14 protein-coding genes are annotated in these 14,189 nt (G+C 61.0%); 12 read left to right on the plus strand and 2 right to left on the minus strand.

Annotated features, from left to right (window positions below; translation table 11 throughout):
- Nucleotides 1–32: 32 nt before the first annotated feature.
- The 4 genes from ccsA (D0N36_RS17905) (at nucleotide 33) to ccsA (D0N36_RS17920) (ending at nucleotide 4,229) form a co-directional block, all read left to right on the plus strand.
- On the plus strand, nucleotides 33–704 hold the full coding sequence (ccsA, locus tag D0N36_RS17905) for a cytochrome c biogenesis protein CcsA (RefSeq protein WP_116943196.1): 672 nt from the start codon (nucleotides 33–35) through the stop codon (nucleotides 702–704).
- Nucleotides 685–951, plus strand: coding sequence for a CcmD family protein (locus D0N36_RS17910; protein WP_116943197.1), 267 nt, complete (start codon nucleotides 685–687; stop codon nucleotides 949–951). Before ccsA (D0N36_RS17905) ends, D0N36_RS17910 begins: the two co-directional genes overlap by 20 nt.
- Before the next feature lie 147 nt (nucleotides 952–1,098).
- Nucleotides 1,099–1,527: a cytochrome c maturation protein CcmE domain-containing protein gene (locus tag D0N36_RS17915; RefSeq protein WP_116943198.1), complete on the plus strand. Its 429-nt coding sequence runs from the start codon at nucleotides 1,099–1,101 to the stop codon at nucleotides 1,525–1,527.
- A 101-nt stretch (nucleotides 1,528–1,628) separates the two neighbouring features.
- Nucleotides 1,629–4,229 carry a cytochrome c biogenesis protein CcsA gene (gene ccsA / locus D0N36_RS17920; protein WP_116943199.1) on the plus strand — a complete coding sequence of 867 codons (2,601 nt, stop codon included), beginning with the start codon at nucleotides 1,629–1,631 and terminating at the stop codon, nucleotides 4,227–4,229.
- 450 nt (nucleotides 4,230–4,679) lie between these two features.
- Here the strand turns inward: ccsA (D0N36_RS17920) and D0N36_RS17925 are convergent, their stop codons facing one another.
- Both D0N36_RS17925 and D0N36_RS17930 read right to left on the minus strand, forming a co-directional pair.
- On the minus strand, nucleotides 4,680–5,783 hold the full coding sequence (locus D0N36_RS17925) for a T9SS-dependent choice-of-anchor J family protein (RefSeq protein WP_116943200.1): 1,104 nt from the start codon (nucleotides 5,781–5,783) through the stop codon (nucleotides 4,680–4,682).
- A 325-nt stretch (nucleotides 5,784–6,108) separates the two neighbouring features.
- Nucleotides 6,109–7,392 carry a hypothetical protein gene (locus D0N36_RS17930; RefSeq protein ID WP_116943201.1) on the minus strand — a complete coding sequence of 428 codons (1,284 nt, stop codon included), beginning with the start codon at nucleotides 7,390–7,392 and terminating at the stop codon, nucleotides 6,109–6,111.
- Between the two features lie 180 nt (nucleotides 7,393–7,572).
- Here D0N36_RS17930 and D0N36_RS17935 point away from each other — a divergent pair, with 180 nt between their 5' ends.
- From D0N36_RS17935 to D0N36_RS17970, 8 genes are all read left to right on the plus strand, one after another.
- Nucleotides 7,573–8,415, plus strand: coding sequence for a Rossmann-like and DUF2520 domain-containing protein (locus D0N36_RS17935; RefSeq protein WP_116943202.1), 843 nt, complete (start codon nucleotides 7,573–7,575; stop codon nucleotides 8,413–8,415).
- A gap of 63 nt (nucleotides 8,416–8,478) precedes the next feature.
- Nucleotides 8,479–8,808, plus strand: a complete 330-nt coding sequence (locus D0N36_RS17940; protein WP_116943203.1) for a 2Fe-2S iron-sulfur cluster-binding protein — start codon at nucleotides 8,479–8,481, stop codon at nucleotides 8,806–8,808.
- Nucleotides 8,809–8,910: 102 nt separating this feature from the next.
- Nucleotides 8,911–9,147 carry a Fe-S cluster assembly protein IscX gene (gene iscX, locus D0N36_RS17945; protein WP_116943204.1) on the plus strand — a complete coding sequence of 79 codons (237 nt, stop codon included), beginning with the start codon at nucleotides 8,911–8,913 and terminating at the stop codon, nucleotides 9,145–9,147.
- Between the two features lie 84 nt (nucleotides 9,148–9,231).
- On the plus strand, nucleotides 9,232–9,732 hold the full coding sequence (locus D0N36_RS17950; RefSeq protein ID WP_317191502.1) for a KdsC family phosphatase: 501 nt from the start codon (nucleotides 9,232–9,234) through the stop codon (nucleotides 9,730–9,732).
- A gap of 363 nt (nucleotides 9,733–10,095) precedes the next feature.
- Complete coding sequence (locus tag D0N36_RS17955) at nucleotides 10,096–10,290, plus strand: cold-shock protein (RefSeq protein WP_116943206.1); 195 nt, start codon at nucleotides 10,096–10,098, stop codon at nucleotides 10,288–10,290.
- A 114-nt stretch (nucleotides 10,291–10,404) separates the two neighbouring features.
- The gene (locus tag D0N36_RS17960; protein ID WP_116943207.1) at nucleotides 10,405–11,337 is read left to right on the plus strand and encodes a geranylgeranylglycerol-phosphate geranylgeranyltransferase; all 933 of its coding nucleotides are present in this window, start codon (nucleotides 10,405–10,407) and stop codon (nucleotides 11,335–11,337) included.
- A gap of 128 nt (nucleotides 11,338–11,465) precedes the next feature.
- Entirely contained in the window at nucleotides 11,466–12,746 is a 1,281-nt protein-coding gene (locus D0N36_RS17965; protein ID WP_190242750.1) for a BamA/TamA family outer membrane protein, read from the plus strand.
- Nucleotides 12,747–12,902: 156 nt separating this feature from the next.
- A complete protein-coding gene (locus D0N36_RS17970) occupies nucleotides 12,903–14,078 on the plus strand; it encodes a glycosyltransferase family 2 protein (RefSeq protein ID WP_116943209.1) in 1,176 nt (391 codons plus the stop codon).
- Nucleotides 14,079–14,189 lie beyond the last annotated feature (111 nt).

Raw genomic sequence — 14,189 nt, forward strand, 5'->3', positions numbered from 1 at the left:
GCTAACAGCCAACAGCTAATAGCTAGCAGCCCATGAAAAGAAACTGGTGGAAAGCCCTGACTGTGGTACTGCTGCTGTATGTAGCGGTGGCGGGCCTGTTGGTACCGGTGCCGCGGCTGGCCATTCTCAACGAGAGTATCCGCAACCTGTACTTCCATGTGCCCATGTGGTTCGGCATGACGGCCATTCTCATTGCCTCGGTATACTACTCGGTGCGCTACCTGCGCACGCCTACGCCCGAGTTTGACATAAAGGCCCATGAGGCGGCCCGTACGGGTATTCTGATGGGGTGCGTAGGTCTGGTTACGGGCAGCATCTGGGCCCGCTATACGTGGGGCGCCTGGTGGACCAACGACCCCAAGCTCAACGGTGCGGCCGTGGCCATGCTCATTTACGGCGCTTACCTGGTGCTGCGCTCCTCCTTTACCGATGAGCAGCAGCGGGCGCGGGTTTCGTCCATCTACAACATCTTCGCCTTCGCCGTGGCCATGCCCCTGTTCTATATTCTGCCACGCCTGACCGACTCGCTGCATCCCGGCGCGGGCGGCAACCCGGCCTTCGCCAGGTACGACCTCGACAGCGACATGCGTCTGGTGTTCTATCCGGCCGTCATTGGCTGGACGCTGCTCGCCTTTTGGGTGGCCCAGCTTGCCACCCGCATTTCCGTGCTCAAACTGAAAGTATATGAAAAGCAAATTGCGTAGCCCGGCTCCCGGAGCTTTGGGCCGGAAGGCTTTGCTGCTGCTGTTGGCCCTGGTGCTGCCGGTATGGCAGGCCCTGGCCCAGGCGCCCGGGGCCCGGCCCGAAATGGCCGAGGCGTTGCGCCAGAGCGGTAAAATATACGTGGTGGTGGCTGTTATCGTGGTCGTGCTGGCCGGGCTGCTCCTGTTTCTGATTTCCCTGGACCGCAAGCTGAGCCGCCTGGAAAAGGAGGTGCGGGAAGAGCGGTAAAGCACGCCTTTTGCCCGGCCTCGCCAATGATTGGCTGACCCAGTCATTCACCCGTTTTTGCGGACCTTTGTGGTCCGAATTATTGTTCTGAGTTGACTTCTGGCTTCAACTGGCTTCAACTGGAGCCGCCGCCTGTTTTTAATCGACATGAAAAAAGCCCACATTTTCGTCATGGCCATCATTGCGGTAGCCATTGCCATTATCACCAGCACCGCCGGCGACGCCAGTGTGTACGTTTCCTTCAAGGAAGCCCGCGAGCGGGCCGCCGATGGCAACCTGACCAAAGTACACGTAGTGGGCCGCTTGCCCCGCGACGGCCAGAAAAACATCATGGGCCTCGAATATAACCCGACTCTCGATCCGAACTACTTCGCTTTCACGCTGGTAGATACCAACCGCATTGCCCAGCGCGTGGTGTACTTTAACCCTCAGCCCCAGGATTTCGACAAGTCGGAGCAGGTGGTAATTACCGGCGCCATGCGCAACAATGTGTTTGTGGCCGACAAGATCCTGCTCAAGTGCCCCTCCAAGTATGTGGAGAATGAGGTGAAGGGCGCAACTGCATCTATCAACTAGTGCTTAGCCCTTAGCTGGCAGTGCTGTAGAAGAACCAATTGTCTTCTGAATTCTGAAAGCTAAGGATTAAGTATCAAGCACTAAGCTCTAAAAAAGTAAGCATGCTGAACACTCTCATCGGCGACGTCGGGCACTTAAGTGTTATTCTGGCGTTTGTGGCGGCCACGGTGGCGGCGTACTCCTATTATATGGCTGCCCGGGGCCGGACCCTGGGCGACACCGACGCCGGCTGGATGAAGCTGGGCCGTGGTGCCTTCATCGTGCATTCGGTAGCCGTATTGTCCGTGATTGTGTGCCTGTTCGGCATCATTCATGGCCACCGCTACGAATACTACTACGCTTGGAGCCACAGCAGCAACCACCTGCCCATCTACTACATGATTTCCTGCTTCTGGGAAGGGCAGGAGGGTAGTTTTCTGCTCTGGATTTTCTGGCACGTATGCCTGGGCCTGATTCTGATGCGTTCGGCCAAGCGCTGGGAAGCTCCGGTGATGACTGTTTTTGCCGGCGTACAGCTGTTCCTCACGTCCATGATTCTGGGCATCGTGCTGGGCGACCTCAAAATCGGCTCGTCGCCGTTTATCTTGCTGCGCGACTTTATGCCCGAGCTGCCCGTGTGGCAGACCAACCCCAACTTCGTGCCTGCTGACGGCACCGGCCTGAACGCCCTGCTCCAGAATTACTGGATGGTGATTCATCCGCCCACCCTGTTTCTGGGCTTCGCCCTCACGCTGGTTCCCTTCGCCTACGCCGTAGCCGGCCTCTGGAAGGGCGAGTACAGCAACTGGACGCGTCCGGCGCTGCGCTGGAGCCTGTGGGGTGGTCTGATCCTGGGCGTCGGCATTATCATGGGTGCCTATTGGGCCTACGAAACCCTGAACTTCGGGGGCTACTGGAACTGGGACCCCGTAGAAAATGCGGTGTACATTCCATGGCTGGTGCTGGTGGCTTCTATCCACGGCCTGGTGCTGTGGCAGCGTAGCAAGCTGGCTTTGCGCACCTCATTTGTGCTCGTGATAGCCACTTTCCTGCTCATTCTCTACGCTACCTTCCTCACCCGCTCGGGCGTGCTGGGCAACGCCTCGGTCCACTCGTTCACCGACCTGGGTCTCTCGGGCCAGCTGATTATCTACCTGGCTGCTTTTGTGGTGCTGAGCGTGGCCCTGCTGATCTGGCGCTGGAAGCACATCCCGATTTCGGAGAAGGAGCTGACTACTTACAACCCCGAGCTGTGGGTGTTCGTGGGCGCCACGGTGCTGTGCTTAGGCGCGTTCCAGGTGCTGTTCACTACCAGCATTCCGGTGTACAATGCCTTCCTGGGCTTCATCGGCATCAAATCGAACCTGGCCCTGCCCGCCGACCAGATTGCCCACTACACCAAGTTTCAGCTGTGGCTGGGCGTGGGCGTGGCGCTGTGCTCGGGCCTGGCCCAGCTGATGTGGTGGCAGAAAAACGACCGTGCTTCCCTGACCAATACCCTCACGGTGCCCGCCATGCTCGCGCTGCTCGGCGCGGCCCTCGTTATTCTGCTGGTGCAGTACAACGGCAAGAAAATGGAGCTGTCGTATATCGCGCTCCTCACTACGGCCCTGTTTGGGGTGTTGGCCAACGTGAGCATGGTGTTTACGCTGCTGCGGCGCAAGGTTAGCCTATCAGGTGGCGGCATTGCCCACATTGGCATTGCCCTGATGCTGCTGGGCGTACTGGCTTCGTCGGGTTACTCCAACATCATCAGCCAGAACACTTCGGGCCTGCTTTACTCGCGCGAATTCGACCAGACCACCAACCAGGACAACGTGCTGCTGTGGCGTAACGATGTGACGCGCATGGGGGCGTACGACGTGCGCTATACCGGCCAGTATTTCGATGTGCCCGGCGTACCCGGCTACGTAGACAAGCAGCAGCTCTACCGCACCGATGACGAGTACAAGGCCCTGGCCCGCTCCGATGTGAAGCGTGGCGACAAGGTATACTACAAGGCCGGCGACACGCTCGAAATTCTGCCCGAAAACACCTACTACCGTGTCGAGTACGAGGACCGGGAGACCAAGGACAAATTCACGCTTTACCCCCGGGCGCAGGTAAACGAGCAGATGGGCGGCCTGCTGGCCTCGCCCGATGTAAAGGTGTTCCTCGACCACGATATCTACTCGCACATCAGCGCCGTGCCGCCCATCGACCAGGAGAAAGACTGGAGCGAGGTGAAGGAGCATGTGCTCAGCATCGGCGACACTATCTTCCTCAACGACTACTTCGCCGTATTCCGGGGCGTGGAGCCGGCCAAGCAAACGGCCGGCCTGGGCCTGGACAAGGACGACCTGGCCATTCAGGGCGACTTCCTGGTATCCGGTGAGAAGAAGCAGTACCACGTGCATCCGGTGTTTGCGGTGCGCAACCGCCTCATCGGCCGCATGCCCGACGAGGTGGAGGACCTGGGCCTGCGTCTGAGCTTCCTGAACGTGGACCCGGAGAAAGGGAAGTTCACGTTCGGGGTAAGCACTACCCAGAAAGACTATATCATTCTGAAAGCCGTCGAGAAGCCCTTCATCAACCTGCTCTGGAGCGGTACGCTACTCATGGCCCTGGGCTTCGCCATGGCCATCTACAGGCGCCGCCGCGAAAAGGAAGCGCCGGCAGTGCCCGCTCCCGAAGCCGGTTCCAGGCCCCGTCCGGTGATACCGCGCCCCAAGGCCGTAGCCTAAAGCGCCCTAACCGGCAAAAGCAAAAGCGCCCCCGATGCTCCTGCGTCGGGGGCGCTTGCCGTTGGTGGGCCCACGCCGCCCGGTAGCCTCAGGCCCGCTACAGTTTGCCCCGGCTGCTACGGGGCCAGCCGCCAGCACGCGAACTGCTCCTGCCCGGCGAGGTATTACCCAGCCCGATACACCCGGCTACAGCAGTTTCGTGAACGGCGCAGCCTGCCATAAAGACGCAATAGCAGGAGTCTCGTTGTGGCTGATGTTGCTTATGCAACAGCACTGCCGTTCCATGATGCTACTCCAGCTGTTACATCTCTACAGCACAGCGGGTATGCTTTTGGCGCAACTGCTATATGGTTTGGCACCTGCCGGCCGCAAGTACCACCAGCAGCCAGAACATAAAAAAAGGGGGCAGCCAAGCGGCTGCCCCCTTTAGGGTACACTATCAGGGCCGAATTACTTCTGCACCGAGATAGTACGAATCATGAACTCGTTGCCGTTGCGCACCTTCACGGTGTACATACCGTTGGACAGGTTCGGAAGGTCGATAACCTGCACGGCATTGTCGCGCACCGTGGAGGTGTGCACCCGCTGGCCCAGCATGTTGGTTATCTCTACCTGCAGGCCGTTTTTGGCCTTGGCACCGCGTACGTCAAACGTGAGGTTGCCGGCCGTAGGGTTGGGGTAGATGTTGATGGCCTGCTGCAACGCCTGCGAAGTGCCGGTTATAGTAGAAGCCGTTACGCTGATATCATCCACGTAAAGGTTGAACCGGTCGGCGGCGCTGATGGCGTGGAAGCCGATGTAGTAGTTACCGGTGGTAGTTGGCGTAATGGCCTTTACCTGCCCGTCGTCGTTGCCGGCCACCGTAGTAGCGTAAGTAGCGTTATTGATATTGATGTTGCGCCAGAGCAGGATGGATTGCCCGGCGGGCGTAGCGGCGTTGCCGTACTTCACTTCCATGCCCTCGGGGAAAGCAGCCAGCCCGGCCTTGTACCTGAACGTGAGCTGGTAGGTGGTGCCTGCCCGCAGGAACAGCGCCGGCGTGTAGAACCAGTCGTCGGCCGCATTAGTAGCGCTGAAGGTATAGCGCATGTGGTTTGGTGCCGAAGCCGGCGTGCCGGTCGTTACAATACCCCAGGTACTGGCATCGGCGTTGATGTTGGCCGTTGCAACGCCGCAGGGCAGGGCCCCGGCAGCTACACCGTCGAAGTTCTCGGTGTAAGGGAACGTGCTGACAATCGGCGGTACGCAGGCAGTAGTGAAGGCTGTCGGACCGGCCAGCGTGCTCTGGTCGGGGGCGGCGCAGATAGCGCGCACATACACATCGTAGTTGGTAGTGGCCGTCAGACCCGTCAGGGTGAAGGGAGAAGCAGCGGTTGTAACCGTTGTGCCAGCCGTGGCCGGATCGAAGCCGCGTGGTCCGTAGACGATAGCGTAGCTCGTGCCGTTGGCCGGGCCAGTGAACGAAACAATGGCCGAAGTGGCCGTTACGCCCGTAACCGTAATGGCGCTTGGTGGGGGGCAGGTTGCTGGGGCACCGGTAATGGCCTCAATCACCAGCGCACCAAGGTTGGAGGCTGCCGCGTCGGCAGGGGCTCGCCGGCCAGCGGGATGGAGAAATAGGCGTCGGTGCGCGTGGGCGTTTCGTACCGCTGCGACGCTAACGGGAAGTAGCCGGTAGTGGCATTGGCAGTTTGGGCCAGACCAACAATAAAGCTGCCGGCCGGAACGGCACCGCTCAGGGCAAATGTTTTCTCCTGGTTTAAGTCGGTAGCCAGTATCGTGTAATCGGGCGAGCGGGCGATGATAGCGCCACTGGCGTCGAGTACTACGCCGTATACTTTGTTGCCAACGTTGGCCGCTCCATCGGCAATGCGTACCGTTACGCCCGTAACTGTACGAGCAGTGGCGGTGGTGTATTTAACGCCCAGAATGCCCGAGCCGGTGTTAAAGCCAATCTGTCCGTCGCCGGTCGAAACCAGGCCGGGCTGCGCGTAGGCAAAGGTGGTAGTGTTAACCAGCTGGTGAATACTTTGGAGTTGTTGGCCGTATTCTCGTCGTTGGCGGCAGTTACCGTAATGATGTTGGTGCCTGGGTTCGTGGGCGAGAAGGCATCGAAGCTCAGCGTGCCGGCGGCATCTACCGGCAGGGCGCCAACCGTTTTCGAGTTGGTGAACGTGTTGGCCCCGGTTACGGTAAGCGTGAAGGTCACATTAGCCTGTGCGCTGCTTCCCACGTTTTGCACGAAGGCTCGTACTACGTGCGGCGTTCCGAAAGGAATGGGCAGCTTGCCCGACGAGTAAATCGTCTGAACGGCTACGTCGTTGGCTTTTTGGGGTTCGAAGCGGTAGGTGCGCCCTGCATCAGGGCCAACAGTGCGGCGGAAGTTGTGCGCATTCACGCCCGTTGCACTTCCCTCCAGGTAAGTCGTCGTGATAAAGGAAGTAGTGGACCAGGCTGCCGTTGAGCCTTTGGAGGCCAAAAGCACTTGTCTGGCGGCGGCACCAGTGCCCTTTAGCCCCACTACCGCCGACTTAAAGGCGTCGGTGTTGGCAGAAGGCGTGGCGGTGTTATACACGAACTCCACGCGGTTGCTGGTTTCGTACAGCTTCACCTGGAAGTCGAGCGACAGGTACTGCTTGGCCGGCGTGGCGGCCGATTTATCGCTCACGCCTTTCCACTGAATGGTGCAGATGCGGTTGGGGGCCGTACCGCTGAGCGCGTAGCTGTAAACTGCCGGGCCGGCAGCGGCGCTTTCCAAGTCGGTGTTGAACGGCAGCAGCAGGTTTTTCTGCGCCGCATCGTTCAGCGGTCCGCTGGTGGTAGTGACAGAGGAAGTGGGGAAGAAAGGTGCCGCCGGAGCCGTGGTACCCAAGGCCAGGTAGCCATTGGTATTCAGCACGAAATCGGTGAATGCCAGTCCATTGAAGTTGAAAGAGAAGCCAATGGGAGTGGCGGCCGAGTTGGCGTCATCGGTGTTGGGCGTAGCAATGACGGTAGCCCCGGCTCCCAACTCGTTATACATGGTTGCCTCGTTGGTAGCCCCCGCGATACTGTAGTTCAGCGACTGGGCGTGGGCGGCACCAGTACCCAGACCCAGCAGGCCCAACAGGGCCAGCTTGCGCCAGGCTTTGGTGGTACGGCCCGTAGTGTAGATTTTTGTCATGAGTAAGGGAAGAAAGTGTGAAGGAATGAAGTAAAAAGAAGGCAGACAATTGCCCCGTTTATAAAACATATGGCATTTGCACCGGCAATATGCCGAATTAAACACTATTTTTTGCATCATTTTGCTGCAAAAATTTCAAAAAAGGGCCATCGGGGTTACTAAACAGTCAGTCTTGCATTCATGATAACAACAGACCTCATCCCCCTTCGGATTGTGCTGCTTGGGGCCGGCCGGGTGGCTGCCCATCTGGCTCCGGCTCTGGCCGCTGCCGGCCACCAGGTGGTAGGGCTCTGGAGCCGTAGCCCCGAATCGGGGGCGGCGCTGGCCTGCCGGCTGCCGGTGCCTGCCCCCGTGGCCGATAGCCTGCAGCACCTGCCCGCCGCCGACGTGTACCTGCTCACGCTGCCCGATGCGGTAGTGCCCGAAGTGCTGGCGGCGGCCCGCTTCCCGGCTGGGGCGCTGGTGGCGCACACGGCCGGGGCGCTGCCGCTCTCCGTGTTTGCTCCCTATAAAGAGCAGCTGCGCGGCGGCGTGTTCTACCCGCTCCAAACCTTTGGGCCGGGCCGCGCAATTGCCTGGGCGAGCGTGCCACTGTGCCTGGAAGCCACCGACGCGGCCGCGCGGGCCACCCTGCACCGGCTGGCCGCCTCGCTGAGCCACGACGTGCGGGAGCTGGACTCGGCCCGGCGGCTGCAGCTGCACGTAGCGGCCGTGTGGGTCAGCAACTTCCCTAACCACCTGCTTGGTATTGGGCGCGAGCTGCTGGAGGGTGCGGGGCTGCCTTGGGAGCTACTGCACCCGCTTATCCGCGAAACGCTGGATAAGGCCCTGACCCAGCCGCCCTTCGTGGCCCAGACCGGCCCGGCCGTGCGCCACGATGCCGCCACGCTGGCCCGCCACGCGGCCGCGCTGGCCGCCCGACCGCGCTGGCAGCAGCTCTACCAGCAGCTCACGGCCAGCATTCAGGACACGGCCGGGCCGCTGCCGGCTGCAGCAAACAATGGACCCGGTTTGCGGCTTTGATTCGGGGGGGTACATCCGTACCTTTGCCCCTTCGTTTTTGCCTTGTGTACCTAGCCTTTCGCCGTGAAAGCCATCAATATTACGTTTACCTTCCAGGACGGCCAGCCCGACCAGACGCACGTGGCCGCCGAGGGCGAATCGGTGCTGGACGTGGCCCTCAACAACGATATTCAGCTGCAGCACAACTGTGGCGGCGTGTGCGGGTGCAGCACCTGCCACGTATACATTGAGCAGGGCGAGAACGACCTGCCCGAAATTTCCGATGCCGAGGAAGACTTCATCGACCGGGCCGAAAACCCACGCATCAACTCGCGCCTGGCCTGCCAGTGCGTGGTGCAGGGTGGCACCGACCTAGTAGTGCGCATTCCGCCCCAGCACTTCTTGGGGCACTAAATTTCAGAGTGAAGAGGGTGAAACGGTGGCCTGAGGGCGCCAAGCCAACATGCTGGCCGCTTTCACGCTCTAGGCATTTTCCAAATTCAGCACTTCCTGACTATGAATCATTTCGAGCCCCCGATTAAGTGGAGCGACCACGAAGACGTGGCCATTGCCCTGTATGAGAAATTCGGCGACGAATTCGGCGAGGCCAAAATCTACCGTATCCGGTTTACTGAGTTGCTGGATTGGGTGCTGAGCCTGCCCAACTTCGAAGGCACCCGCGAGCAGGCCAACGAAGGCCATCTGGAGCAGATTCAGGCCAAGTGGGTGTACGAGTGGCGCGACAACCAATAGGTTGTGCTGCGCCGGCGGTCCGGCAGTTTTCTCTCTGATGGGTACCCGGCAGCCTGGCCGGCGCACTCCTGTGCCATGGTTAATATGTCTATGTCGTTAGTAGTCGATTTAAAAGCAATTAAAGTATTTGTGCTGGACGTGGATGGGGTGTTGACCGATGGCACCCTACTCGCCTTCAATTCTGGCGAGCAGGTGCGCTCGTTCCACATCCGCGACGGCTACGCCATCCGCCATGCCCTGCGCCAGGGCTACCGGGTGGCTGTTATTTCGGGCCGCGAAGAGGAGGGCGTCCGCAAGCGGCTGGAGTCGCTTGATGTGCGTGATATCTATCTGGGCGTGGATGACAAGATGAAAATCTTCAACAACTACCTCAATTCCTATCACCTCGAAACGACCAGCATTGCTTACATGGGCGACGATATGCCCGACCTGGAGGTGATGCGCCGCTGCGCCGTAGCGGCCTGCCCCGCCGATGCCGCCCCCGATGTGCAGGCCATCAGCAACTACGTGGCCCGGCTGCCCGGCGGGCACGGCGCCGTGCGCGAGCTGATGGAGGCCGTGATGAAGGCGCAGGGTACCTGGTAAGCGGTGGCCGGCAAGGGGGGCGCGGCCTATAGGTTGGGCCGGCAGAATGCAGCGCGGCAGCAGTGCTTTGCGCGAAACCGGCCACCTGCGCGCCATTGCGAAAGCCCGGCTGGACTACCGACCCGGCTGCCAGTTGCGCTGGAGCCGCCGCAGGCCTGCGAAGTATTGCCACGCAAAGCGTACTATTGCTATGCGGCAGGCGCCTGATCGGCCGCAAACGTGCCGGACACATGGAGAAGGAAGAGGGAGGAAGAGCCGGCTTGATAGGAGCAGATGCCTGTGGGCGCTGCTCCGCTTATTAACTTCAGCCCAGAAAAGCCAATTCAATCCGTTCCACCACAACCCCTTCTCTTCCCTTCTTTTATGAAAACAGGTACCGTTAAATTCTACAACGAAGACAAAGGCTACGGCTTTATCACCGAAGACGAAACCAACGAAGATTTTTTCGTGCATGTAACCGGTCTCAATGGTGGGCAGGTTCAGCAGACCGACCGGGTGGAGTTTGATACTGAGCAGGGCCGTAAGGGCATCAACGCGGTAAACGTAAAGCGCCTGTAGCCCCGAGTCGGCCATTAATAAAAGCCTCTTCCGTTTTCGGGAGAGGCTTTTTTGGGGCCTTTCGCTTTGGCTGGGCCATCTTTGTGCTTCCTATTGCTCTTCCGGCTCCAGCTTATGCTTTTCCGCCCGCCCCCGTCTGCCGCCGATGCTACAGCGCCTGGCACTGGCCCGGGCAGCAGTAGCGGCGGCAGCTGGCGGCAACTGGCCCGGCTGGTGCGCCTGCCCAACCTGCTGATTATGGCCCTGTGCCTGCTGCTGGTGCGTGCCTGCCTGCTGCTGCCGCATCTGCCCTGGCGCCAGGTGCTGGCTCCCGGTTTTGGGGTACTGCTGCTGGCGGCCCTGTGCATTGGGGCAGCCGGCTACATCATCAACGACTATTACGACGTCAAGATTGACGCCATTAACCGGCCCGGGCGGCTGGTAGTGGGGCGTGGCATCAACCGGCGGTACGCTATGCTGGCCCACCTGGTGCTTTCGGGGCTGGGCGTGGGGCTGGGGGCGCTGCTCTCGCCGCTGCTGGGGCTCGTCAACCTGGGCTCGGCGCTGCTGCTGTGGGGCTACTCGGCGCGCTTTAAGCGGGTTGCGCTGGTGGGCAACGTGAGCATTGCCACCCTCACGGCGGCACTGGTGCTGCTGCCCGAGCTGCAGCTGCACACCAGCCGCTCAGCGGTATGGGGTTATGCGCTGGCCGCGTTTCTGCTCACGCTGGTGCGCGAAATTGTGAAGGACGTGGAGGATATGCGCGGCGACGCCCAGCACGAGTGCCGCACGCTGCCGCTGGTGTGGGGTGTACCGCGCACCAAGTGGGTGGCCGGCTTTTTTCTGGCCTGCCTGGGGCTGCTGGTGGCCGGGGCCGTGTTCAATGCCCTGTTTATGAGCCACCGCTATGGGTTGGGCCTGTGGCTGCTGGTGCTGGTGCTGGCCCCGCTGCTGGCGCTGGCCGCCGCCCTACGCCGTGCCGACCAACGGCAGCACTTCGCCCGGCTTAGTACCTGGTGCAAACTCATTATGCTGGCCGGGGTGTTCTCGATGTTGGGACTGGTCTGAAAACGCGGGCAACCGCAGCCGCTACTGTTGCGTTAGCACAGGCCACAGCCTGATTCGTGCGCCCGCCCGTTATGGCGGCCTGCCGGAGCTGTTTCCTCTCACTTTCCTTTTCACCCGGCCATCACTGTATGCGCTTCCTCTACCCGTTGCTGGCGCTAAGTGCGTTGGCCACCCCGGCTGCCCTGGCGCAGTCGTCCGCCCCCAACTCGGCCGCCCCGCTGCTGGCTTCGGCCGCTCCTCTGGCTTCGGCCGAGGCGGCTACTGAGCCCGTGCTCGTGGGCGCGCCGGTGGGCCTTAACCGGGCCCTGGTACCGGCGAGTACCACCAAAGCCAAGCTCACGCCTTCCGACCCCGACAAGCCGAGCTTTATACCAGTGCCCATCGCCTTTTATCAGCAGGAAACCGGTTTTGCCGGCGGCGTGGCCATTCTGCCGGTTTGGCGTTTCGGCTCCGACACCACGGTGCGCAAGTCGAATGCCCGCCTGATTGCCTGGATTTCGCAGAAGAAGCAGACCACCGTGCAGCTCACGCACGCCATCTTCACCAAGGAGGAAAAGTTCTTCTTCTCGGGCGAATTGAGCTACTTCGACCTGGCGTTTAAGTACTACGGCCGTGGCAACGACACCGATGAGGACGTGTATTCCAACATCCAATACCCGCTGTGGGTATTTGATGAGAAGGCTCTGGTGAAGGTCAAGCCCAACCTGTTTGTGGGCCTGCGCTACCGCCTCACCGATTTGGGCACCGTCAAGCTCAAGGAGGATGGTGACGACGAAGCTACCCCAGATTCCTATTTCTCCATTCCGGCCAAGCAGCGCGGCGGCTACACCACTTCGGGCGTAGGCCCGGCGCTGCTCTACGACAGCCGCGACAACCTGCTGGCCACGTACCAGGGCAACTTCGTGGATGCGCACGTGCTGTTTGCCGGCAAAGGCCTGGGCAGCGACTACAACTTCACCCGTTACATGGTGGATGCGCGCCACTTCAACCCGCTGTTCGGCTCCAACAATACTATTCTGGCACTGCAGTTCCTGGGGCAGTACCACACCGGCGATGTGCCGTTTCGCGAGTGGGGCGGCATGGGCGCTACGCTCGGCGGCTCGCTCTACAACAACGCGTACCTGATGCGCGGCATCTACGAAGGCCGCTACCGCGACCGGCAGTTCACCACGGCCCAGGCCGAAATCCGGCAGAAGCTATTCTGGCGGATTGATGGCGCTGTATTTGGGGCTGTGGGCCAGGTGGCGCCTAACCTCGACGACTATACCATAGACGGGCTGCGCTACGCCGGTGGAGCAGGGATACGCTTCCGCTTCAACCGCCTCGACCGGCTCAACATCCGCCTCGACTACGGCGTGGGTTCGGGTGGCAACTCAGGTATCATCTTCGCAGTAGGCGAAGCATTCTAACTCTTCCCGGCTGCCAGCTATAAGCTGCAAGTCGCAGGCACCCTCGGGGGGCTTGCGGCTTGCAGTTTTTGCTTTTTCGGGCTTTTAAGCTCATCAGTATGGTTTTTGCTGATTTTGGAGTCAACTGTATACCGCGCGCCGCGTAGAAAGCAGCGCATGGAATACGCTACTCCGCATCGGTTTCACTCGGCTCACCCCAACAACGCGGCGCTGCCCGTTTCGACCTGGAGCCATCTGCCGCCGCCCTCCCCGGCCTTAAGGGCCACTATCATTATTCCGGCCAAGGATGAGGCCGACGCATTGCCCGCTACGCTGGCCGCGCTGGCGGCCCAAACCGACGAGCAGGGCCAGCCGTTGCCGCCCGGCTGCTTCGAAGTGCTGGTACTGGCCAACAATTGCACCGACAATACGGCCGCAATCGTACAGACCTTCGCCGCCACCCACCCGGCCCTGGTGCTACATGCAGCCGAGCTCACTTTGCCGCCCACTGAAGCCCACGTAGGTCGGGCCCGCCGCCTGCTTATGGATGAGGCCGCCCACCGCCTGGAACTGGCTGGTCAGCCCCAGGCCACCATCATCAGTACCGATGCTGACACCCGCGTGGCCCCCAACTGGCTGGATGCCACGTTCCGGGAGTTGGGGCTGGGCGTCGATGCCGTGGCCGGTCGCATTCTGATGGAAGAAAGCAGCCGCGCCTGCCCCGTGCGCCGCTGCCAGTTGCAGGATGCCACCTACCAGTTGCTGGGGGCCCAGCTCGAAACCCAGCTCGACCCTCAGCCCCACGACCCGTGGCCCCGCCACCATCAGCACTTCGGGGCCAGCCTAGCCGTTACGGTGGCTGCCTACCGGCAGGTAGGTGGGCTGCCCGTAGTGCCGTTTCTGGAAGACGAGGCCCTTTACCAAGCCCTCCTGCGCCATGATTTGCGGGTGCGCCACAGTCCGGCCGTGCGCGTATTCACCTCGGGCCGGCAGCAGGGGCGGGTAGCGGTAGGCCTCTCGTGGCAGCTGCGCGAGTGGGCTCGTCTGGGCCAGCAACAACTGCTGGTACCCGACCCCGCCGCCCTGGCACACGAGCTGCACCTGCGCCGCCGGCTACGGCAGCGGTGGCAGCTGTCCCAGGACGGCGAAGCACCTGAACAGATAGTTTTCGGGCCGGAAGAAGCACCAGCCGAGGTGCTGGCGGCGCTGCCCGGCTACGCCAACTTCGGTGCTTACTGGGAATGGGCGCGGCCGCTGCTGCTGTCCAATCCGGTGCCCCAGATGCCACTGGCGCTGGCCATCAATACTCTGCGCACCGAACTGGCACGGACGTCGGTTTTAGTAAATGGTTAGCGGAAGGAACGTCATTCAGAGCATGTTGCGCTTAGAGCAAGGACGAAGAATCTCGCGTGCTAAATCAGTTGGGGACGTATTTTAACGATTAGCACAGAAGATTTCTTCGTC

The sequence above is a fragment of the Hymenobacter lapidiphilus genome, assembly GCF_003417065.2.
Lineage (GTDB): Bacteria > Bacteroidota > Bacteroidia > Cytophagales > Hymenobacteraceae > Hymenobacter.

Bases quoted from the DNA above. Each gene is read 5' to 3' on its own strand.
- D0N36_RS17915 (WP_116943198.1), top strand. From the start codon at position 1,099: ATGAAAAAAGCCCACATTTTCGTCATGGCCATCATTGCGGTAGCCATT.
- D0N36_RS17935 (WP_116943202.1), top strand. From the start codon at position 7,573: ATGATAACAACAGACCTCATCCCCCTTCGGATTGTGCTGCTTGGGGCC.
- ccsA (WP_116943196.1), top strand. From the start codon at position 33: ATGAAAAGAAACTGGTGGAAAGCCCTGACTGTGGTACTGCTGCTGTAT.
- ccsA (WP_116943199.1), top strand. From the start codon at position 1,629: ATGCTGAACACTCTCATCGGCGACGTCGGGCACTTAAGTGTTATTCTG.
- D0N36_RS17970 (WP_116943209.1), top strand. From the start codon at position 12,903: ATGGAATACGCTACTCCGCATCGGTTTCACTCGGCTCACCCCAACAAC.
- iscX (WP_116943204.1), top strand. From the start codon at position 8,911: ATGAATCATTTCGAGCCCCCGATTAAGTGGAGCGACCACGAAGACGTG.
- D0N36_RS17910 (WP_116943197.1), top strand. From the start codon at position 685: ATGAAAAGCAAATTGCGTAGCCCGGCTCCCGGAGCTTTGGGCCGGAAG.
- D0N36_RS17960 (WP_116943207.1), top strand. From the start codon at position 10,405: ATGCTTTTCCGCCCGCCCCCGTCTGCCGCCGATGCTACAGCGCCTGGC.
- D0N36_RS17930 (WP_116943201.1), bottom strand. From the start codon at position 7,392: ATGACAAAAATCTACACTACGGGCCGTACCACCAAAGCCTGGCGCAAG.
- D0N36_RS17965 (WP_190242750.1), top strand. From the start codon at position 11,466: ATGCGCTTCCTCTACCCGTTGCTGGCGCTAAGTGCGTTGGCCACCCCG.
- D0N36_RS17950 (WP_317191502.1), top strand. From the start codon at position 9,232: ATGTCTATGTCGTTAGTAGTCGATTTAAAAGCAATTAAAGTATTTGTG.
- D0N36_RS17955 (WP_116943206.1), top strand. From the start codon at position 10,096: ATGAAAACAGGTACCGTTAAATTCTACAACGAAGACAAAGGCTACGGC.